Here is a 19,587-nt window from a genome sequence, read left to right on the forward strand (position 1 = left end):
CCCGGACGCCTCCGCCCGCAGGCATCGAAAAACACCCTCTGAATCTGCGTTTCCGCAGTTCAGAGGGTGTTTGACGAGTGGAGCCTAGGGGAGTCGAACCCCTGACATCTGCCATGCAAAGACAGCGCTCTACCAACTGAGCTAAGGCCCCGTCGCCGACCAGACTACCCGGTGCCCGCGGTGTTTTCCGACCGGGTATCGCCGGGGCCCAGCACTCTCCGTAGGATGCACCGCAAGATTCGCTGAAGCGAAGCGAAGGGGAGAGCGAGATGGACGCAGCACAGCAGGAAGCCACCGCCCGCGCGCGGGAGCTGCAGCGTAGCTGGTACGGGGAGCCGCTGGGGGCGCTCTTCCGGCGGCTCATCGACGACCTCGGCCTCAACCAGGCCCGGCTCGCCTCCGTGCTCGGCCTGTCGGCGCCCATGCTCTCCCAGCTGATGAGCGGCCAGCGCGCGAAGATCGGCAACCCCGCGGTCGTCCAGCGGGTCCAGGCGCTTCAGGACCTCTCCCGCCAGGTCGCCGACGGCACCGTGAGCGCCGCCGAGGCCGCCGACCGGATGGAGGAGGTCAAGAAGAGCTCGGGCGGCTCCGTCCTCAACTCCACGCAGACGACGGCCAGCAGCGGCGCGCCGACCGTGCGCCGGGTGGTCCGCGAGATCCAGTCCCTGCTGCGCTCCGTCGCCGGCGCCGGCGACATCATCGAGGCCGCGCAGAGCCTGGCCCCCACCCATCCCGAACTCGCCGAGTTCCTGCGGGTGTACGGCGCCGGGCGGACCGCCGAGGCGGTCGCGCACTACGAGGCCCACCAGAGCTGACCGCGCGCACGCGATGGGTGAGCTCTTCGCCGGGCGCTACGAGCTGGTGGACCCGATCGGCCGGGGCGGGGTGGGGGCCGTCTGGCGTGCCTGGGACCGGCGCCGGCGCCGCTACGTGGCGGCCAAGGTCCTCCAGCAGAGCGACGCCCACACTCTGCTGAGGTTCGTCCGCGAGCAGGGCTTACGGATCGACCACCCGCACGTGGTCGCGCCGATGAGCTGGGCCGCCGACGACGACAAGGTGCTGTTCACCATGGACGTGGTGAGCGGCGGCTCCCTCGCCCATCTCATCGGCGACTACGGGCCCTTGCCGCCGCATTACGTGTGCGTCCTGCTGGACCAGCTGCTGTCCGGCCTCGCGGCGGTGCACGCCGAAGGCGTGGTGCACCGGGACATCAAACCCGCGAACGTCCTCCTGGAAGCGACCGGCACCGGCCGGCCCCACGTCCGCCTCTCCGATTTCGGCATCGCCATGCGGAAGGGAGAGCCCCGGCTGACGGACGCCAACTACGTCATGGGCACTCCCGGTTATTTCGCGCCGGAGCAAATGCTGGGCGACGAGCCCGATTTCCCCGCCGACCTCTACGCCGTCGGCCTCACCGCGCTGTATCTCCTCACCGGCTGCAAACCCGACGCCGAGGCGCTCGTGGAGCGCTTCACCGAGCACGGCACGCCCGGCGCCCCGGAAGAGGTCTCCGAGCCCCTCTGGCACCTGATTGCGGGCCTCCTGCAGCCGGACCCGGGACTGCGCTTCCGTACGGCCACGGGCGCGCGCAAAGCCCTCGCGGCGGCCGTGGAAATGCTGGGCGCCCCCGCCGCGGACGAGGAGCCCATCGAGGTCTTCGACCAGCTCGGACCGCTGCCCGCGGGGTTCGGCCCGGACGGCCCGCAGCGCCCGGCCGCGCCGGTGCCGCCGCCCCTGCCGGCCTACCCGCCGCACCCGCCGCCGCAAGCCCCGCTGCCGCTCTCCCCGCCGGCTCATCCCGCCCCGCTGCCCACACGCCTCTACACGGCGCCCCAGCCCGTACGGCAGCCCGCTCCTGAACGGCGGCCCGGCCCGCCCGCGAAGGTGGCCGTCCCCGTGCTGATCGTCGCGCTGATCTGCCTGGGAATCGGCTTCTGGGCGCTCGCCTCCGCCTAGCCTGCCGGACAGCTTGCTACCGCAAATGAATCATTTGCGTATGAAAACAGCAGGACCCCGGCCGGGTCGGCCGGGGCCCTGCTCAGGACTCGTTTGTCTCACACACCCGAACCTGCGGGCACGGAGTCGGTCGCCTCCGTCCACAGGTCCTGCTCGGCGCGATCCGCCTGGATCTGGCGGTACACGAGGAGCCCGCCGATGGCGGCCAGTGCGACCAGGAGGAGCTTCTTCACCGCGCGACCTCGTCTTTCCTTGACGTAAGGGGACCTCTGGTGGCCGATGATACACACCGGCCGATACCGATCGGTGACCTGTGCGGCGCCCGCTTCCGCCGGCCGGTCGCACACCCAACTCCCCACCTGGGGAAAACAGATCGGCCCGGGCGGAGAAAATCTCCGTCCGGGCCGATCGTGCGGTGGGGCTAACAGGACTTGAACCTGTGGCCTCTTCCTTATCAGGGAAGCGCTCTAACCGTCTGAGCTATAGCCCCGCGCGACACCGAAAGATTAGCGCACTTGGGGCCCAGTCCCAAAATCCGGTCCGCCGGGCCCCTGCGCACGGCTATTCGTCCTCGGCGAGGGTCAGCTCCACGCCGCCCACGAAGCCCGCCGAAAGGTTGTAGACGAAGGCCCCCAGGGTGGCCAGCGCGGTCGCCAGGACCACGTTGATCACCGCGATGACCGAGGTGAAGAGCAGCACCCGCGGCAGCGACAGGAACGACTGGAGGTCGAAGCCGCCGCCGTCGCTGGAGGTCGTGGCGTCGCTGATCGTTCCGCCGACGGTCGAGAAGACGCCCATGGCGTCCATGACCGCCCACAGCACGGCCGCCGCGACGATCGTGCAGATGCCAAGCGCGATCGACAGCAGGAAGCTGACCTTCATCACCGACCAGGGGTCGGCCTTGGCCACCCGCAGCCGTGCGGTGCGCGTACGGGGCGCGGGGCGCCCTGCCGGGCGGGGCGCGGCAGCGGAGGCCCCGCCGTCCTGCACGGGCTTCTGGGGGGCCGCGGGGCGCGGCACGGCAGCGCCGGCCCCGGAGGCCTGCTGAGACTCCTGGCGGGGCGCCTGGGCGGCACCGGCGCCCTTGCCCGCGCCACCCTTCTTGAGGGCGCCCGTGGCGGGCTTGGGGCCGTCCTGGCCGGGGATGCGGGGCGGAGCCTTGACGGCGTTCCGCGGGTCGGCCGAGGAGGCCTTCGCCGAACCCTTCGCCGAGCCCTTCGCAGCGGGCTTGCCCCCGTTGCTCCCGGCGCTGTCGCTCCCGCTGCCGTTCCCCGTCTCGTCAGCCACGCTTGCAGCCTTCCCCGCTCCGGCCGCCTTCACCTCGGCGGAAGGCGCAGTCTTGGAGGTCGCGGCCTCGGCCGCCTTGCCGGGCTTCCCGGCGCCGGCGGTGCTCCCGGCCTCGTCCTTGCCGGACGGGGCCGGCTCCGCACCGGCAGAACCGGCCGGAGGCTCGTACGCCTGCGGCGGGTGGTAGGGCTCCGGCTTCCGGGTGTCCGTCAACGTCCCCCCTCGGGAGCCCGCGTCCGCGGCGGAGCCACGGGCGCCCGCCTCATCGGTAGCAGGTGCGGCGGAAGTACTGCGCTCGGCACCTGCACCGCTTGCCGCGGCGCCCGTGGCTCGACTCACGACTTACTCCTCGGTGTTTCCTGCCGGGGCGGATGCGCCCTCGGCACCCTGGGCCCCGTCGCCCTCGGCTGCATCGGCCAACTCCTCGACCTCTTCAGCCTCGCGACCGGCCTCGGCGTTCCGTGCGATGCCCACAACGGCATCGCGCTTGCCCAAGTTGATCAGCTGGACGCCCATGGTGTCACGGCCCGTCTCCCTGACCTCGCTGACCCGTGTGCGGATCACGCCGCCGCCGAGCGTAATGGCAAGGATCTCGTCGGTCTCCTCGACCACCAGCGCACCGACCAGCGAGCCCCGATCCTCCACGATCTTGGCCGCCTTGATACCGAGGCCGCCACGGCCCTGAACGCGGTACTCGTCCACGTTCGACCGCTTTGCGTAGCCGCCGTCGGTGGCCGTGAAGACGAACGTCCCCGGGCGCACGACGCTCATGGAGAGCAGCTCGTCGCCCTCGCGGAAGCTCATGCCCTTGACGCCGGACGTGGCCCGGCCCATCGGGCGGAGGGCTTCATCCGTAGCGGTGAACCGGATGGACTGCGCCTTCTTGCTGATCAGCAGCAGGTCGTCCGCGGCGGAGACCAGCTCGGCACCGATCAGCTCGTCCTCGGCACCGCTCTCGGTCTCGCGCAGGTTGATGGCGATGACGCCGCCGGAGCGCGGGGAGTCGTAGTCCTTGAGCGGGGTCTTCTTCACCAGGCCGGACTTGGTGGCGAGCACCAGGTACGGCGCGACGTCGTAGTCGCGGACGGCGAGGATCTGGGCGATCTTCTCGTCCGGCTGGAAGGCCAGCAGGTTGGCCACGTGCTGGCCGCGGGCGTCGCGCCCGGCGTCCGGCAGCTCGTAGGCCTTGGCGCGGTAGACCCGGCCCTTGTTGGTGAAGAAGAGCAGCCAGTGGTGGGTGGTGGAGACGAAGAAGTGGTCGACGATGTCGTCTTCCTTAAGCTTCGTGCCCCGCACGCCCTTGCCGCCGCGCTTCTGCGAGCGGTAGTCGTCGGTCTTCGTGCGCTTCACGTAGCCGCCACGGGTGATCGTGACGACGATGTCCTCCTCGGCGATCAGGTCCTCGATGGACATGTCACCGTCGAAGGGCACCAGCGCCGAGCGCCGGTCCTCGCCGAACTTCTCGACGATCGCCGTGAGTTCCTCGCTGATGATCTGACGCTGCCGCTCGGGCGAGGCGAGGATCGCGTTGTACTCGTTGATCTTCGCCTGGAGCTCGTCGTGCTCCGCCACGATCTTCTGGCGCTCCAGGGCGGCCAGCCGGCGCAGCTGCATCTCCAGGATCGCGTTGGCCTGGATCTCGTCGATCTCCAGCAGGCCCATCAGGCCTTCGCGGGCGACGTCGACGGTGTCGCTGCGCCGGATGAGCGCGATGACCTCGTCGATGGCGTCCAGGGCCTTGAGCAGGCCGCGCAGGATGTGGGCGCGCTCCTCGGCCTTGCGCAGCCGGAAGCGGGTGCGCCGGACGATGACCTCGATCTGGTGCGTCACCCAGTTGCGGATGAAGGCGTCCAGGGAGAGGGTGCGCGGCACGCCGTCGACCAGGGCCAGCATGTTGGCGCCGAAGTTGGTCTGGAGGTCGGTGTGCTTGTAGAGGTTGTTGAGGACGACCTTGGCGACCGCGTCCCGCTTGAGGACGATCACCAGGCGCTGGCCCGTACGGGACGAGGTCTCGTCGCGGACGTCGGCGATGCCGCCGATCCTGCCGTCCTTCACCAGGTCGGCGATCTTCTGCGCGAGGTTGTCCGGGTTGGTCTGGTACGGGAGCTCGGTGACCACCAGGCACTGGCGGTTCTGGATCTCCTCGACCTCGACCACGGCGCGCATGGTGATCGAGCCGCGGCCCGTGCGGTAGGCCTCCTCGATGCCCTTGCGGCCCACCACGAGGGCGCCGGTCGGGAAGTCGGGGCCCTTGATGCGCTCGACGAGGGCGTCGAGCAGCTCCTCGGAGCTCGCCTCCGGGTTCGCCAGGAACCACTGGGCGCCCTCGGCGACCTCGCGGAGGTTGTGCGGCGGGATGTTGGTGGCCATGCCGACCGCGATGCCGGCGGAGCCGTTGACCAGCAGGTTGGGGATGCGCGACGGCAGGACCGTCGGCTCCTGGTTGCGGCCGTCGTAGTTGTCCTGGAAGTCGACGGTCTCCTCGTCGATGTCCCGGACCATCTCCATGGCCAGCGGCGCCATCTTGCACTCGGTGTAGCGCATGGCGGCGGCCGGGTCGTTGCCCGGGGAGCCGAAGTTGCCGTTGGAGTCCACCAGCGGCATCCGCATGGACCAGGGCTGGGCCAGGCGGACGAGGGCGTCGTAGATGGAAGTGTCGCCGTGCGGGTGGTACGTACCCATCACGTCACCGACGACGCGGGCGCACTTGTAGAAGCCCTTCTCGGGGCGGTAGCCGCCGTCGTACATCGCGTAGAGCACGCGGCGGTGCACCGGCTTGAGGCCGTCGCGCACGTCGGGCAGCGCACGCGAGACGATCACGCTCATCGCGTAGTCGAGGTAGGAGCGCTGCATCTCCGTCTCGAGCCCGACGGGCTCGACGCGCATGCCCACGCCCTCCAGCGGAGCGGGCGCGCCCTCGGGGGTCACCTCGGGCACGGGGGCGGTGGGGGTCTCAGGGGTTTCGTCGGCCATGGGTGTTCAAAGTCCTTTCGCGCTGCGGCTGTCTCGGGGTGGGCCGACAGGCTCAGATGTCGAGGAAGCGGACGTCCTTGGCGTTGCGCTGGATGAAGGAGCGCCGGGCCTCGACGTCCTCGCCCATGAGCACCGAGAACAGGTCGTCCGCCTGCGCGGCGTCGTCCAGGGTGACCTGGCCCAGGACGCGGTGGTCGACGTCCATGGTGGTCACGCGCAGCTCCTCGGCGTTCATCTCGCCGAGACCCTTGAAGCGCTGGACCGAGTCGTCCTTGATCCGCTTGCCGTTCTCGCGGCCGAGCTGGATCAGGGCGTCGCGCTCGCGGTCGGAGTACGCGTACTCGAAGTCGTCCCGGCCCCACTTGATCTTGTAGAGCGGGGGACGGGAGAGGTAGACGTGACCGGCCTCGACCAGGGGACGCATAAAGCGGAAGAGGAAGGTGAGCAGCAGGGTGTTGATGTGCTGACCGTCGACGTCGGCGTCCGCCATCAGAATGATCTTGTGATAGCGGAGCTTCGCGATGTCGAAGTCCTCGTGCACGCCGGTGCCGAAGGCGGAGATCAGCGCCTGGATCTCCTGGTTCTGGAGGATCTTGTCGATCCGCGCCTTCTCGACGTTGAGGATCTTGCCGCGGATCGGGAGGATCGCCTGGTACTGCGGGTTGCGGCCGGACTTGGCCGAGCCGCCGGCGGAGTCACCCTCGACGATGAAGATCTCGCACTTGGCCGGCTCGTTCGACTGGCAGTCCGAGAGCTTGCCCGGCAGCGACGCCGTCTCCAGCAGGCCCTTGCGGCGCGTGAGGTCACGGGCCTTGCGGGCCGCGACGCGCGCGGTGGCGGCCTGGATGGACTTGCGGATGATGTCCGCGGCCTCGTTGGGGTTGCGGTCCAGCCAGTCCGTCAGCTGCTCGTGGACGACCTTCTGCACGAAGGTCTTGGCCTCGGTGTTGCCCAGCTTGGTCTTGGTCTGGCCCTCGAACTGCGGCTCGCCCAGCTTGACCGAGATGATCGCCGTCAGGCCCTCGCGGATGTCGTCGCCCGTGAGGTTGTCGTCCTTCTCGCGGAGCAGCTTCTTGTCGCGCGCGTAGCGGTTGATCAGACCGGTGAGCGCCGCGCGGAAGCCTTCCTCGTGCGTACCGCCCTCGTGGGTGTGGATGGTGTTCGCGAAGCTGTAGACGCCCTCGGTGTACTGGGTGTTCCACTGCATCGCGACCTCGAGGGAGAGCATCCGCTCCTTGTCCTCGGCCTCGAAGTCGATCACCGTGGGGTGAATGACCTCGCCCTTGCGCGAGTTGAGGTAGCGGACGAAGTCCGAGATGCCGCCCTCGTAGTGGTAGCGGACGGTGAGGGGCTTGCCCTCCTCGTCCACGTGCGCCGGGCGCTCGTCCGTCAGCGAGATGGTGAGGCCCTTGTTGAGGAACGCCATCTCCTGGAAGCGCCGCGAGAGCGTCTCGAAGGAGTACTCGGTGGTCTCGAAGATGTCGCCGTCGGCCCAGAAGGTGACCGAGGTGCCGTGCTCGTCGGTCGCCTCGTTCTGCTGGAGCGGGGCGGTCGGGACGCCGAGCTTGTAGTCCTGGGTCCAGCGGAAGCCGTCGGTCTTCACCTCGACCGCGACGCGCGTCGACAGCGCGTTGACGACCGAGACGCCGACGCCGTGCAGACCGCCGGAGACCGCGTAGCCGCCGCCGCCGAACTTGCCGCCCGCGTGCAGGACGGTCAGGACGACCTCGACGGCGGGCTTGCCCTCGGAGGGCACGATGCCGACCGGGATGCCGCGGCCGTTGTCCACGACGCGCACGCCGCCGTCGGAGAGGATCGTGACGTCGATGGTGTCCGCGTGGCCCGCGAGGGCCTCGTCGACGGAGTTGTCCACGACCTCGTAGACGAGGTGGTGCAGGCCGCGCTCACCGGTCGAGCCGATGTACATGCCGGGCCGCTTGCGGACGGCGTCCAGACCCTCCAGGACGGTGATCGCGCTGGCGTCGTAGGACACCGCTTCGGGCGCGCCCGCGGGTGCGGTCCCGGCCGTCTCGTTGGAAGGGGTGGTGTTCTCGTTGGGGTTGCCGGAATCGGCCACGAAGCGCCCTTTCTGGCACAGCACAGGCCATCCCCGACTGCGGCGGGGAGACCCCACCCGAGGCAGGCAGGAGCGGCTGCGTCGTTCTGCGTTGGTCGACGAGTCCCGCGAGCCGGCGGGATTGCCACCAGTCTACCGGTAGCGCTGACATGAATGGGGGTTTGGCGGTGCCTGAGCCTGCACGTGCCGCCCTGAACCGGCATCAGCCGACTCCCTATATGCGCCCCCGGGCTCCGAGAGGCTCACAGCGGCACTCAGCGCTTCGGGCTGTCAACCGCCCGCTACCGTGAGCGGGGTCTCAGCGCCGGCTCACGCGCCACGCCGGTCAACCCGTGTCATCACAGGCCTCCGCGGCCGCTCCCGCTTCCGCCGTCGGCTCCGTGGTCAGCCGTCTCTTCCGGCTCCGCCGTCTCAGCCGTACGTGTCGCCCGGGCCCGTGCTGCCGGGGGCGCGCAGCGAGCCGTAGCGGCGGGCGGGGCCGCCCGGGCCCAGCACCTTGATCGTCCGTACGGTGCCCTGCCCGAGGTCGTCGTTGAGCCGGGCCACGAGCTGCGGCGCCAGCAGCCGCAGCTGCGTCGCCCACGCCGTCGAGTCGCACTGCACCGTCAGGACGTGCGAGTCCTCGTCGAAGGTCTGCGGGGTGCAGTGCAGGGCCAGAGCGTCGCCCACGATCTGCGGCCAGCGGCCCATCACCCCGCCCACCGCCGCGGGCTTCTCCCAGCCCCGCTCGGTGATCAGCCGGTTGATGGCGGCGCCCAGCGGCAGCGGATCGCGGCCGTCGGCGCGCGCACCGGAGCGCAGCCCCCCGCCGCGGCGCACCTGCTTCTTCTGCTGGGCCGCGGCGCCCCGCGCCCGCGCCTGCTCCTTGGCCGCGCGCAGCGCGACCCGCGCCAGGTCCACTCCGGAGGGCTCGGGCGGCTTCGGGTGCTCGGAGGGCGAGCCGGGGTGCGTGCTCATACGCGCTCGACCTTGCCGTCCGAGACCGCGTACCGGGCGCCGGTGAGGACCTCCGGCACGTCGTCGTCGACCGCGGCGGTGACCAGCACCTGCTCGCCGTGGGCCACCAGCTCCGCCAGCCGCACCCGGCGCCGGGCGTCCAGCTCGGCGAAGACGTCGTCCAGGACGAGCACCGGCTCGTTGCCCTCGGAGCGCAGCAGCTCGTACGAGGCCAGGCGCAGCGCCAGCGCGTACGACCAGGACTCGCCGTGGCTCGCGTACCCCTTGGCCGGCAGCTGCCCGAGCCGCAGGACGAGGTCGTCGCGGTGCGGGCCGACCAGCGTCACGCCCCGCTCGATCTCCTGCTTGCGGGCCTCGGCGAGCGCCGCGAGCAGCGCCTCGTACAGCTCCTCGCGGGTGTGGGCGCCCTCGATGCCGGCGGGGCCGCGGTAGTCGAAGGCGACCGGGCCGCCGCCGGGCGCCAGCTGCTCGTAGGCCTTGTCGGCCAGCGGGCGCAGGGTCGCGATCAGGTCGAGCCGCTGGGCCAGCAGCTCGGCGCCGGCGCGGGCCAGGTGCTGGTCCCAGATGTCGAGCGTGGACAGGTCGAGGCCGCGCCCGCCGTGCCGGCGCGCCATCGCCGCGCTCTTGAGGAGGGTGTTGCGCTGCTTGAGGACCCGCTCGTAGTCGGAGCGGACGCCCGCCATGCGCGGGGTGCGCGCGGTGATCAGCTCGTCCAGGAAGCGGCGGCGCTCGCCGGGGTCGCCCTTGACCAGGGCCAGGTCCTCGGGGGCGAACAGCACGGTGCGCACGATGCCGAGCACGTCACGCGGTCTGACCTGGGACGACCTATTGATCCGGGCCCGGTTGGCGCGGCCCGGGTTGAGCTCCAGCTCGATCAGCTGCTGCCGCTCGCCCTGGACCACGGCGGCCCGTATGACGGCGCGCTCGGCGCCCATCCGGACCAGCGGGGCGTCGGAGGAGACGCGGTGGCTGCCGAGGGTGGCCAGATAGCCGACCGCCTCGACGAGGTTGGTCTTGCCCTGGCCGTTCGGGCCCACGAACGCCGTGACGCCCGGGTCGAGGGCGACCTCGGCCCGGGCGTACGAGCGGAAGTCGGCCAGCGACAGATGCGTGACATGCATGGTGCGCCGACCTCTTCCGCTGTGTACTACTCGTCCTGCTGGTGATGCTGTTACTGCTGTGGTGCCTGGTACTACGTGCTCTTTACTGCTTGCCCTTTACTGCTTGCTCTCGACGGCGTGGCCGCCGAACTGGTTGCGCAGCGCGGCGATCATCTTCATCTGCGGCGAGTCGTCCTGCCGGGAGGCGAAGCGCGCGAAGAGCGACGCGGTGATCGCGGGCAGCGGCACGGCGTTGTCGATCGCGGCCTCGACCGTCCAGCGGCCCTCGCCGGAGTCGGCGGCGTAGCCGCGCAGCTTGTCGAGGTGCTCGTCGTCGTCGAGGGCGTTGACGGCCAGGTCGAGCAGCCAGGAGCGGATGACCGTGCCTTCCTGCCAGGAGCGGAAGACCTCGCGCACGTCGGTGACGGAGTCGACCTTCTCCAGCAGCTCCCAGCCCTCGGCGAAGGCCTGCATCATGGCGTACTCGATGCCGTTGTGCACCATCTTGGCGAAGTGGCCGGCACCGACCTTGCCCGCGTGCACCGCGCCGAAGTCGCCCTCGGGCTTGAGCGCGTCGAAGACGGGCTGGACGCGCGCGACGTTCGCCGCGTCGCCGCCGTACATCAGGGCGTAGCCGTTCTCCAGGCCCCAGACGCCGCCGGAGACGCCGCAGTCCACGAAGCCGATGCCCTTGTGGCCCAGCTCCTCGGCGTGCTTCTCGTCATCGGTCCAGCGGGAGTTGCCGCCGTCGACGACGATGTCGCCCGGGGAGAGCAGCTCGCCGAGCTCGTCGATGGTGGACTGGGTGGCGGCACCGGCCGGAACCATGACCCACACCACGCGCGGGCCCTGGAGGGAGTCGACCAGCTCCTTGAGGCTGCTGACGTCCGCGAGGTCAGGGTTGCGGTCGTATCCGATGACGGTGTGACCTGCGCGGCGGATGCGCTCGCGCATGTTGCCGCCCATCTTGCCGAGACCGACGAGACCGAGCTCCATGGGTGATCCTCTATGCCTTGAGTGGGTTCGTACCTGGGTCCGAGCCTACGCCGGGCAGGCGCTGCACACCTGTGGGGCGGGGGCGCTCAAAAGGCTGCGCACCCCCGCCGCGGCCGATCCCGTCAGCGGCGTCAGCCGGACAGGCGAACCGGCATGATCAGGTACTTGTACGCGTCGTCCGCCTCGGCGTCGACGGCGGGCTTGCCGCTCAGCAGCGCCGGCTTCGTCGACGTCGTGAAGGACAGCTGGGCGACCGGGGAGTCGATCGCCGACAGGCCCTCCAGCAGGAAGCCGGGGTTGAACGCGATCGAGATGTCGTCGCCGTCGAGCTGGGCGTCGACGCGCTCCACAGCCTGTGCATCGTCGCTGGAGCCGGCCTCCAGGATCAGCACGCCCTGCTCGAAGCTCAGCCGCACCGGGGTGTTCCGCTCGGCGACGAGGGCCACGCGCTTGACGGCCTCGACGAACGGCGCGGTCTCGATGACGGCGACCGAGTTGAACTCGGTGGGGAAGAGCGTGCGGTACTTCGGCAGGTCGCCCTCGAGCAGCCGCGTGGTGGTGCGGCGGCCGGCGCCCTCGAAGCCGATCAGGCCCTCGCCCGCACCGGAGCCGGCCAGGGCCAGCGCCACGGTGTCGCCGCCGCTGAGGGACTTGGCGGTGTCCAGCAGGGTCTTGGCGGGGACCAGGGCGACCGCGGAGATGTCCGGGGTCTCGGGCTTCCACATGAACTCGCGGACCGCGAAGCGGTAGCGGTCGGTGGAGGCCAGGGTGACGGTGTCGCCCTCGATCTCGATGCGGACACCGGTGAGCACCGGCAGCGTGTCGTCACGGCCGGCGGCGATGGCGACCTGCGCGGCAGCAGCGGCGAAGACCTCGGCGGGGACGGTGCCCGTGGCGGTGGGCATCTGCGGCAGCGCCGGGTACTCCTCCACAGGCAGGGTGTGGAGTGTGAATCGCGAAGAGCCGCAGACCACGGTGACGCGCACACCGTCGGTGGAGATTTCCACAGGCCTGTTGGGAAGTGCGCGGCAGATGTCGGCGAGGAGGCGGCCGGAGACGAGGACGGTGCCGTCCTCCTCCACATCGGCGTCGACCGAGACGCGGGCGGAGACCTCGTAGTCGAAGCCGGACAGGCTCAGGGAGCCGTCCTCGGCCTTCAGCAGCAGGCCCGCGAGGACGGGCACCGGCGGACGGGCCGGGAGGCTGCGGGCCGCCCAGGCCACTGCCTCCGCGAGTACATCGCGCTCCACCCGGATCTTCACCGGAACCGCCTCCTGCTTGTTGCTGGCTCGCCCTGCTGGCTTCTTCGTCGGCTGCTTGCCGGAGACCAGTCTGACGTACGCCGCTGACAGCTGGTGCGTCTCGGGGTCAAGTCGGGTCGGAGGGCGTGGCGCGGCCCGCGGCCGAGTTGTGCACAGGACCCACTTCGAAACGAGTTCCCCGCTTGATCTCTGTGGTCGTAGTAGTAGGGCCTGTGGAAACGGTGGAAAACCCTCTTTGCCCAGGTCAACGCCGCTTTTTTGTCCACCGGGCCTGTGGGCGGGGGCAGTGGATAAGCGGGGTGCGCTGTGGACCGCGGAAAGTTCTGCACAACCAGTGCACAGGCGGGGCGCACTTCTCCCCAGGGCTGTCCCCAGTTTTACCCAGGTTCCCCACAGCCCAATCCGGCACCTTGGTGTGACGCCTTTCACTCGGTGCGGTGAGCCCGGGCGTTTCGTTGCCGAACAGTGGACAGGGGTGTGGAAAGACTGTGTACAACATCCACTCCCCTGTGGGCGGCCGGTGGACAACGCCGAGGGGTCCTTGTGGGTGATAAGTCTGTCCACAGGCTGTGGAAGACTGTCAGCCACAAATCCACACGCCCTTGACCTCGCCTGATGGGCTATCAACAGCCTGCGCTGTGGACGGCGTATGGACAACTTCGCAGCCCACAGGGTGTGGACAGCCGGTCGGCAAGGAAACTGTGGAGAACCCCGGGTCCGGCGCACGTATTCGAACAGAGCTGTCCACGGCTGTGGACACCGGATGCCCCCGAAGCGCCCCTGCGAGACCTCCGCGAGGCCCCTGCGACGTCCCCAGGACCGCTGTTCATGTCCCCGGGACCGCGAAGAGGACGTCCCCAGGACCGCGAAAAGGGCGCTCCGGGAAGCCTCCCGGAGCGCCCTCGGACGTCCTCTGCGGTGTCCTCAGCCGTTCTTGATGCGGTTCGTCAGCTCGGTCACCTGGTTGTAGATGGAGCGCCGTTCGGCCATCAGCGCGCGGATCTTCCGGTCCGCGTGCATGACGGTCGTGTGGTCCCGCCCGCCGAACTGCGCACCGATCTTCGGCAGCGACAGGTCCGTGAGCTCGCGGCACAGGTACATGGCGATCTGCCGGGCCGTCACCAGCACGCGGCTGCGCGAGGCCCCGCACAGGTCCTCGACGGTGTGCCCGAAGTAGTCGGCGGTCGCGGCCATGATGGCCGGCGCCGTGATCTCCGGCGAGGCATCCTCGCCGCCCGGGATCAGGTCCTTGAGGACGATCTCGGTCAGGCCCAGGTCGACCGGCTGCCGGTTCAGGCTCGCGAAGGCCGTCACCCGGATCAGCGCGCCCTCCAGCTCGCGGATGTTGCGCGAGATGCGGGAGGCGATGAACTCCAGGACCTCCGGCGGGGCGTTCAGCTGCTCCTGCACCGCCTTCTTGCGCAGGATCGCGATGCGGGTCTCCAGCTCGGGCGGCTGGACGTCCGTGATGAGGCCCCACTCGAAGCGGTTGCGCAGCCGGTCCTCCAGCGTCACCAGCTGCTTGGGCGGCCGGTCCGAGGACAGCACGATCTGCTTGTTCGCGTTGTGGAGGGTGTTGAAGGTGTGGAAGAACTCCTCCTGCGTCGACTCCTTGCTCGCCAGGAACTGGATGTCGTCGACCAGGAGGATGTCCATGTCGCGGTAGCGCTTGCGGAACGCGTCCGCCTTGCCGTCGCGGATGGAGTTGATGAACTCGTTGGTGAACTCCTCGGAGCTCACGTAGCGCACGCGCGTGCCCGGGTAGAGGCTGCGCGCGTAGTGCCCGATGGCGTGCAGCAGGTGGGTCTTCCCCAGGCCCGACTCGCCGTAGATGAAGAGGGGGTTGTACGCCTTCGCCGGCGCCTCGGCCACCGCGACCGCGGCGGCGTGCGCGAAGCGGTTGGACGCGCCGATCACGAACGTGTCGAAGAGGTACTTCGGGTTCAGGCGGGCGGTCGGCTCGCCGGGGCCGGGGGCCGGGGACGGCTTCGCCGCGAGCGGGCCGGGGGCGCCGCCGGACACGGGACGGTCGGACCGGTCGCCGCCGCGCGGGCCGCTCTCCTGCATGTCCCGGCCCTGCATGTCGCGGCCGCCCATGTCCCGGCCGGGGATCTCCCGGCCCTGCATGTCGCGGCCGGGCATGTCGTGGCGCTGCTGCTCGTACGGCAGGCGCTCGGACGGCTGCGTCCGGTAGTCGGAACCCTGCGGTTCGTAGCCGCCGCCGGAGTGCTGCGAGGCGTACGGATCGCGTTCGCCCTCGGCGAAGCCGCCGAGGCGCTGCTGCTGCCAGCCGTAGTCGCTCCTGTCGCCCCTGTCACCGGGGGGCGGCACCGGGGGGCCCGAGGGGGCCGAGTGGCGCGGCCAGGCGCCGGGCTCGGGGCGCTGCTGCTGGTAGTCCGGGTAGGCGGGGCGCACGGAGGGCAGGTCGTCGGCCGGGGCCTGGCGGCCGTAGCTCTCGCGGCCCTCGTAGGCGCCGTTGTCGAAGCTCTCGTAGCCGTCCCGGGACTCGTAGGCGTCGCGGCCCTGGCCGGCGCCGCCGCGGCCCGCAGGCTCTTCGTAGCGGGACTGCTGCGGGGCCTGGGGGCGCTCGGCGGGGGACTCGCCCGCGGAGTCGTCGACGGTGATCGCGATCCGGATGGGGCGGCCGCACTCGCGGCTGAGGGCCTCGCTGACGAGCGGCGCGAGCCGGCCCTCGAGCACGCCCTTGGCGAATTCGTTGGGCACGGCCAGCAGGGCGGTGTCCGCGACGAGGGCCAGCGGCTGGCACCGCTTGATCCAGTGCTCGTCCTTGGTCTCGACGCCCTGGCCGCGCTTGTCCCGGCCCTCGCCCAGGAGCTGGTCGAGCACGCGCGGCCACACTGCGGCAAGATCGGCAGGCAGGTCAGCCACAGGGCACGCTCTCTCAGTCACTGGGGGCGCCCCGTCAGTCCCACGAATGTGTGGTTCTCGGGACGGGCGGGAAGGATTCGGAGTTCAGCCACGGTAGTCAGGCCGCGGTGCGTGGTTCAAGTCGTTGTCCACAGGGTGTGTACAAATGTGCCATGGCGCGAGCCGTGTCGTCCCACCGGGCCGCGGCGGGCTACGGTGTATCCCTGGTGCGCTGCCGGTTTGACCGAATGGCGTAGCCGCGCGTACCGTGACCAGGTCGAGTTGTCGATGGCTGCTGCCGCCTGCCTCCGATGGGCAAAGATCGCGTCGAGTCTGTGCGTGGTCATGAAGCGGTGCACTCGGGCGTTGCGAGCTTCTCGTGGGCGCACGGTGACAGCCAGGCGATGTCCCGCCACCACCGAATCATTTCTGGAGCCCCCGAGTGAGCAAGCGCACCTTCCAGCCGAACAACCGCCGTCGCGCGAAGACCCACGGCTTCCGCCTGCGCATGCGCACCCGTGCCGGCCGCGCGATTCTCGCGTCCCGCCGTGGCAAGGGTCGCGCCCGCCTGTCGGCCTGAGCAGCCTGACGACCAATAGGTCCATGCCGTGCTGCCTACCGACAATCGTCTGAGGCGGCGCGAGGACTTTGCGACCGCGGTGCGCCGGGGACGCAGGGCAGGCCGCCCGCTCCTCGTCGTCCACCTCCGTAGCGGTACAACGGACCCGCACACACCTGGGGAGAGCGTTCCCCCGGTGCGTGCGGGTTTCGTCGTCAGCAAGGCCGTCGGCGTCGCCGTTGTCCGCAATCTGGTGAAGCGCAGGCTTCGCCACCTGATGCGTGACCGGCTCGATCAGCTGCCCGCCGGTAGCCTGGTGGTGGTACGGGCCCTGCCCGGCTCGGGCGAGGCGGACCACGATGAGCTGGCCCGTGATCTTGACACCGCACTGCAGCGGCTGTTGGGAGGGGCGCCGCGCCGTTCCGATTCCCCCGGGGACACCCCCGGGGACCTTGGCTCAAGCCAGGGAGGGAGCGCACGGTGAAGTATCCGCTGCTGTGGTTGATCAAGCTCTACCAGTGGACCATCAGCCCGCTCCTGGGCCCGGTCTGCAAGTACTACCCGTCGTGCTCGCACTACGGCTACACGGCCATTGACGTGCACGGTGCGGTCAAAGGAACGGCGCTGACGGCCTGGCGCATCCTGCGCTGCAATCCGTGGTCGCTCGGTGGCGTCGACCACGTTCCTCCCCGGAAGCGTCCGGTCTGGCACCAGCGGCTGAGGAGCCGACTGGGTGGGCACCCCGCCTCGGGGCCTGCCGCACAGCCCGAGACTCAGCCCAACGCCCAAGGAGCCTGATTCGTGGACACGATCCTCGGTCCCCTCTATTACGCAGTTTCCTGGATCATCGTCCAGTTTCATTCGCTGTACAGCCTTGTCTTCGACAAGAACAGCGGCTGGGCGTGGGGGCTGTCCATCGTCTCCCTCGTGGTCCTGATCCGCATCTGCCTGATCCCGCTCTTCGTGAAGCAGATCAAGGCGACGCGGAACATGCAGGCGCTCCAGCCGAAGATGAAGGCGATCCAGGAGCGCTACAAGAGCGACAAGCAGCGCCAGTCCGAAGAGATGATGAAGCTCTACAAGGAGACGGGCACCAACCCTCTCTCGAGCTGTCTCCCGATCCTGGCCCAGTCGCCCTTCTTCATCTCGCTGTACCAGGTCCTGAACCACATCGCCCAGGGCAAGACGGTCGGCTTCATCGACGAGGAGCTGCTGGCCAGCGCCCGCCAGGCGCACATCTTCGGCGCCCCGCTCTCGGTGAAGTTCCTCGACTCCGCTTCCAAGGTGGAGAGCCTCGGCGCCACGCTGACCGACGTCCGCGTCGTCACGATCATCATGATCGTCCTGATGTCGCTGTCGCAGTTCTACACCCAGCGCCAGCTGATGACGAAGAACGTCGACCTCTCGGTGAAGACGCCGTTCATGCAGCAGCAGAAGATGCTGATGTACGTCTTCCCCGTGATCTTCGCGGTCATCGGCATCAACGTCCCCGCGGGTGTGCTCCTGTACTGGCTGACCACCAACGTGTGGACCATGGGCCAGCAGATGTTCGTCATCCGCCGCAACCCCACCCCGGGCAGCCTCGCCTTCAAGCAGCGTCAGGACCGCCTGCGGGCCAAGGGCAAGCTCAAGGAGGACCCGGCCGAGGTCGAGGCGCGCAAGGCCGTCGAGGCCGCCCGCGCCAAGCGTCAGCAGCCCAAGCGCCAGACCAAGGCCAAGCGCCAGGTCGCGGGCACGACCCCGGGCGCTTCCGACGCTGCCTCCACCACCCCCGCCGCGGACGAGCAGAAGCCGTCGCTGGAGAAGAAGCAGGGTGAGTCCGGGACGGACGCCAAGGCCGCCGGCGGCGCCAAGGACGCCAAGGCGGGCGGCAAGCCCGGGCAGCGCAAGAGCGGCCCGCAGCGGCCCAAGCACCCCTCCAAGAAGTGATGAAGGAGTCCACTGTGACGGACACGCAGCGCCAGACCAGCGGTGTCGCCGCTGAGGGCACCGACACCCTGTCCCGCCTGGAGCAGGAAGGCGAGATCGCGGCCGACTACCTCGAGGGTCTGCTCGACATCGCCGACCTCGACGGCGACATCGACATGGACGTCGAGGCCGACCGCGCCGCGGTGTCGATCATCAGCGACTCGACCAGCCGTGACCTCCAGAAGCTCGTCGGCCGTGACGGTGAGGTGCTGGAGGCGCTCCAGGAGCTCACCCGGCTGGCCGTGAACCGGGAGACCGGCGACCGCAGCCGGCTCATGCTGGACATCGCCGGCTTCCGCGCCCGCAAGCGCGAGGAGCTGGCCAAGGTCGGCGCCTCGGCGGCCGCCGAGGCCCGCTCCACCGGCAGCCCGGTCAAGCTGGACCCGATGACGCCCTTCGAGCGCAAGGTCGTCCACGACGCCGTCGCCGCCGCGGGCCTGCGCAGCGAGTCCGAGGGCGAGGAGCCCCAGCGCTTCGTCGTCGTCCTCCCGGCCTGACCGTCCCGGGCGCTCCCCGCCCGGTTCCCCCCGGCTTCCCCGATCCCACTTCTAGGTATGTCCGGCCCCGTCTGCTCGCAGGCGGGGCCGATCCTTGTCAGCCTGATATTCAGACTCTGAATCCCAGTGATGCTCAGAGAGACGTCGTACGGAAGGACGGTTTCCCGTGGATGAGGCAGCGGAGCTCCCCCCGGCGCCCCCCGAGGCCCGGGAGGTTTTCGGTGACCGCCTGCCGGAAGCCGTTCGGTACGCCGAAGTGCTCGCAGACGCGGGCGTACGGCGTGGTCTCATCGGTCCCCGTGAGGTCCCGCGGCTGTGGGAGCGGCACCTGCTGAACTGCGCGGTGCTCGCCGAGGCCGTCCCGGACGGCGTCTCCGTGTGCGACGTGGGCTCCGGCGCCGGCCTGCCCGGCATCCCGCTGGCCCTGGTCCGGCCGGACCTCCAGATCACCCTCCTGGAGCCCCTGCTGCGCCGTACGACGTTCCTCCAGGAGGTCGTGGAGCTGCTGGGCCTGGACCACGTCACGGTCGTCCGGGGCCGCGCTGAGGAGATGCTCGGCAAGGTACAGCCGGTGCACGTCGTCACCGCGCGGGCCGTGGCTCCGCTGGACCGGCTCGCGGGCTGGGGCGTGCCCCTGCTGCGGCCGTACGGCGAGATGCTCGCCCTCAAGGGCGACACCGCGGAGGAGGAGCTGAAGGGCGCGCGGGCGGCGCTCAGCAAGCTCGGCGTGGTCCGCACCTCGATCCTCCAGGTCGGCCAGGGCGTCGTGGACCCGCCGTCCACGGTGGTCCGGGTCGAGGTGGGGGAGAGCCCGGGCGGTGTGCGCTTCGCCGCCAAGCGGGCGAAGGCCGCGGGGCGCTCGCGCCGCCGTCGCTGAGATCACCCTTCCGGGTCACCCCGGTGGAGCAGGGCAATGCTCCATACAACCTGCCAAACCTATCCATAGCGGAGTGTCGCCGCTATGGTGCGGAGCGTGCGCTGCATCGTGTTTCACGTGAAACGACGCTCCTTGCTACAGGGAATCATCGACCGGGGCCGCGCGGCCGTGCCGCGCGGCCAGCGGACGGGTGAGCGCGCCGGCGGTGCC

16 protein-coding genes, 2 tRNA genes and 1 pseudogene are annotated in these 19,587 nt (G+C 70.1%); 8 read left to right on the forward strand and 11 right to left on the reverse strand.

The features are described 5' to 3' along the window. Positions 1 to 78: 78 nt before the first annotated feature. Positions 79 to 151 (reverse strand) — tRNA-Ala (locus tag PS271_RS13960). A 118-nt stretch (positions 152 to 269) separates the two neighbouring features. Here PS271_RS13960 and PS271_RS13965 point away from each other — a divergent pair. Further along, complete coding sequence (locus PS271_RS13965) at positions 270 to 815, forward strand: helix-turn-helix domain-containing protein (protein WP_388626511.1); 546 nt, start codon at positions 270 to 272, stop codon at positions 813 to 815. Between the two features lie 13 nt (positions 816 to 828). Beyond that, entirely contained in the window at positions 829 to 1,956 is a 1,128-nt protein-coding gene (locus PS271_RS13970) for a serine/threonine-protein kinase (protein ID WP_398382219.1), read from the forward strand. Between the two features lie 98 nt (positions 1,957 to 2,054). Here PS271_RS13970 and PS271_RS13975 read toward each other — a convergent pair whose 3' ends face one another. The 10 genes from PS271_RS13975 to dnaA all read right to left on the reverse strand — a co-directional run bounded on the left by PS271_RS13975 (position 2,055) and on the right by dnaA (position 15,497). Further along, the gene (locus tag PS271_RS13975; protein WP_003958712.1) at positions 2,055 to 2,189 is read right to left on the reverse strand and encodes a DLW-39 family protein; all 135 of its coding nucleotides are present in this window, start codon (positions 2,187 to 2,189) and stop codon (positions 2,055 to 2,057) included. 183 nt (positions 2,190 to 2,372) lie between these two features. After that, a tRNA-Ile gene (locus PS271_RS13980) sits at positions 2,373 to 2,446 on the reverse strand. A 71-nt stretch (positions 2,447 to 2,517) separates the two neighbouring features. Next, on the reverse strand, positions 2,518 to 3,243 hold the full coding sequence (locus tag PS271_RS13985) for a DUF3566 domain-containing protein (protein ID WP_398386840.1): 726 nt from the start codon (positions 3,241 to 3,243) through the stop codon (positions 2,518 to 2,520). A 342-nt stretch (positions 3,244 to 3,585) separates the two neighbouring features. Next, positions 3,586 to 6,216 (reverse strand): DNA gyrase subunit A, encoded by a 2,631-nt coding sequence (gyrA, locus tag PS271_RS13990; RefSeq protein WP_398382220.1) that lies wholly within the window; start codon positions 6,214 to 6,216, stop codon positions 3,586 to 3,588. Between the two features lie 52 nt (positions 6,217 to 6,268). Next, entirely contained in the window at positions 6,269 to 8,317 is a 2,049-nt protein-coding gene (gyrB, locus tag PS271_RS13995; protein ID WP_398382221.1) for a DNA topoisomerase (ATP-hydrolyzing) subunit B, read from the reverse strand. Positions 8,318 to 8,704: 387 nt separating this feature from the next. Further along, positions 8,705 to 9,250 carry a DciA family protein gene (locus tag PS271_RS14000; protein WP_398382222.1) on the reverse strand — a complete coding sequence of 182 codons (546 nt, stop codon included), beginning with the start codon at positions 9,248 to 9,250 and terminating at the stop codon, positions 8,705 to 8,707. Next, complete coding sequence (recF, locus tag PS271_RS14005; RefSeq protein WP_398382223.1) at positions 9,247 to 10,371, reverse strand: DNA replication/repair protein RecF; 1,125 nt, start codon at positions 10,369 to 10,371, stop codon at positions 9,247 to 9,249. The genes PS271_RS14000 and recF overlap by 4 nt, the downstream gene beginning before the upstream one ends. A gap of 96 nt (positions 10,372 to 10,467) precedes the next feature. Then, positions 10,468 to 11,346: a phosphogluconate dehydrogenase (NAD(+)-dependent, decarboxylating) gene (gene gnd / locus PS271_RS14010; RefSeq protein WP_398382224.1), complete on the reverse strand. Its 879-nt coding sequence runs from the start codon at positions 11,344 to 11,346 to the stop codon at positions 10,468 to 10,470. 131 nt (positions 11,347 to 11,477) lie between these two features. Beyond that, positions 11,478 to 12,608 carry a DNA polymerase III subunit beta gene (gene dnaN / locus PS271_RS14015; RefSeq protein WP_356278370.1) on the reverse strand — a complete coding sequence of 377 codons (1,131 nt, stop codon included), beginning with the start codon at positions 12,606 to 12,608 and terminating at the stop codon, positions 11,478 to 11,480. 924 nt (positions 12,609 to 13,532) lie between these two features. Further along, positions 13,533 to 15,497 (reverse strand): chromosomal replication initiator protein DnaA, encoded by a 1,965-nt coding sequence (gene dnaA, locus PS271_RS14020; protein WP_398382225.1) that lies wholly within the window; start codon positions 15,495 to 15,497, stop codon positions 13,533 to 13,535. A 421-nt stretch (positions 15,498 to 15,918) separates the two neighbouring features. On the opposite strand from dnaA, the gene rpmH reads away from it, so the two are divergent. The 6 genes and pseudogenes from rpmH (at position 15,919) to rsmG (ending at position 19,377) form a co-directional block, all read left to right on the forward strand. Continuing rightward, the gene (gene rpmH, locus PS271_RS14025) at positions 15,919 to 16,056 is read left to right on the forward strand and encodes a 50S ribosomal protein L34 (RefSeq protein ID WP_003949374.1); all 138 of its coding nucleotides are present in this window, start codon (positions 15,919 to 15,921) and stop codon (positions 16,054 to 16,056) included. Positions 16,057 to 16,084: 28 nt separating this feature from the next. Continuing rightward, positions 16,085 to 16,453, forward strand: a pseudogene (rnpA, locus tag PS271_RS14030) (ribonuclease P protein component); the annotation flags it as partial. 62 nt (positions 16,454 to 16,515) lie between these two features. After that, the gene (gene yidD / locus PS271_RS14035) at positions 16,516 to 16,833 is read left to right on the forward strand and encodes a membrane protein insertion efficiency factor YidD (RefSeq protein ID WP_356278363.1); all 318 of its coding nucleotides are present in this window, start codon (positions 16,516 to 16,518) and stop codon (positions 16,831 to 16,833) included. Between the two features lie 3 nt (positions 16,834 to 16,836). Continuing rightward, a complete protein-coding gene (yidC, locus tag PS271_RS14040) occupies positions 16,837 to 17,964 on the forward strand; it encodes a membrane protein insertase YidC (RefSeq protein ID WP_398382226.1) in 1,128 nt (375 codons plus the stop codon). Positions 17,965 to 17,978: 14 nt separating this feature from the next. After that, a complete protein-coding gene (locus tag PS271_RS14045; protein WP_356278357.1) occupies positions 17,979 to 18,500 on the forward strand; it encodes a Jag family protein in 522 nt (173 codons plus the stop codon). Between the two features lie 166 nt (positions 18,501 to 18,666). Next, positions 18,667 to 19,377 carry a 16S rRNA (guanine(527)-N(7))-methyltransferase RsmG gene (gene rsmG, locus PS271_RS14050; RefSeq protein ID WP_356278354.1) on the forward strand — a complete coding sequence of 237 codons (711 nt, stop codon included), beginning with the start codon at positions 18,667 to 18,669 and terminating at the stop codon, positions 19,375 to 19,377. Positions 19,378 to 19,587: the final 210 nt, after the last annotated feature.

The sequence above is a fragment of the Streptomyces sp. SCA2-17 genome (assembly GCF_044336695.1).

Coding starts and splice junctions, on each gene's coding strand:
- PS271_RS13965 (WP_388626511.1), top strand. CDS start 270: ATGGACGCAGCACAGCAGGAAGCCACCGCCCGCGCGCGGGAGCTGCAG.
- PS271_RS13970 (WP_398382219.1), top strand. CDS start 829: ATGGGTGAGCTCTTCGCCGGGCGCTACGAGCTGGTGGACCCGATCGGC.
- gyrA (WP_398382220.1), bottom strand. CDS start 6,216: ATGGCCGACGAAACCCCTGAGACCCCCACCGCCCCCGTGCCCGAGGTG.
- PS271_RS14000 (WP_398382222.1), bottom strand. CDS start 9,250: ATGAGCACGCACCCCGGCTCGCCCTCCGAGCACCCGAAGCCGCCCGAG.
- recF (WP_398382223.1), bottom strand. CDS start 10,371: ATGCATGTCACGCATCTGTCGCTGGCCGACTTCCGCTCGTACGCCCGG.
- gnd (WP_398382224.1), bottom strand. CDS start 11,346: ATGGAGCTCGGTCTCGTCGGTCTCGGCAAGATGGGCGGCAACATGCGC.